The sequence below is a fragment of the Oleiphilus sp. HI0066 genome (assembly GCF_001635725.1).
Genome location: NZ_LWFH01000284.1, coordinates 1 through 730, shown reverse-complemented (window position 1 = coordinate 730; position 730 = coordinate 1). Strand labels below are relative to the sequence as shown.

1 protein-coding gene and 1 pseudogene are annotated in these 730 nt (G+C 43.4%); both read left to right on the top strand.

The window, feature by feature from the left end:
* Positions 1 to 114 precede the first annotated feature (114 nt).
* A complete protein-coding gene (locus tag A3738_RS04245) occupies positions 115 to 423 on the top strand; it encodes a TusE/DsrC/DsvC family sulfur relay protein (RefSeq protein ID WP_068478727.1) in 309 nt (102 codons plus the stop codon).
* Between the two features lie 27 nt (positions 424 to 450).
* A pseudogene (locus A3738_RS04240) lies at positions 451 to 730 on the top strand (glycosyl transferase); the annotation flags it as partial.

Here is a 730-nt window from a genome sequence, read left to right as displayed (position 1 = left end):
GAGAGGATTAGAGCCGCCGCTGAACAAGCAAGTCATACTTTGTAACTACGAAATGTTTGTCCAATTAAGCTGTGAGCACACTAAAGTTATTTCCTGGACCCGATAAGACGAAACATGATTGAACGAGACCCTCAAGGATTTCTAGTCAACCTTCACGATTGGAATGAAGATGTTGCTTTACAAATCGCTGAAGAAGAAGGCATCACGCTAAGCCCTGAGCATTGGGAAATCATCTTTTTATTGCGCAAATTCTATGAAGATTTTGAGCTCTCCCCAGCCATGCGCATTTTAGTTAAGACCGTGAAGCAACAGCTTGGCGAAAAGAAAGGCAATAGTATTTACCTGATGCAACTTTTCCCAGGAAGTCCCGCGAAATATGCAAGTAAAATAGCAGGCCTACCAAAGCCTACCAACTGCCTCTAACCTCATACAAATAAGGAAGTAGCTTATATGAGTAACGATGTCCGTATCCATGACAATATTAGACAAAGCGCAGAAGAGCATCCCTTTGCGCAATACGTGCGCATACTAGGCAAAGGCAAAAAAGGCAGCCGCTCTTTCACGTATGAAGAAGCATTAGATGCAATGACAATGGCGCTAAACGGCGAAGTAGAAGACATTCAGCTCGGCGCTTTTTTAATGCTTATTCGCGTCAAAGAAGAAACACCAGAAGAACTTGCTGGTTTCGTTCGTGCCGTTAAAAACGCTCTTGCTGCACCTGCACATATTA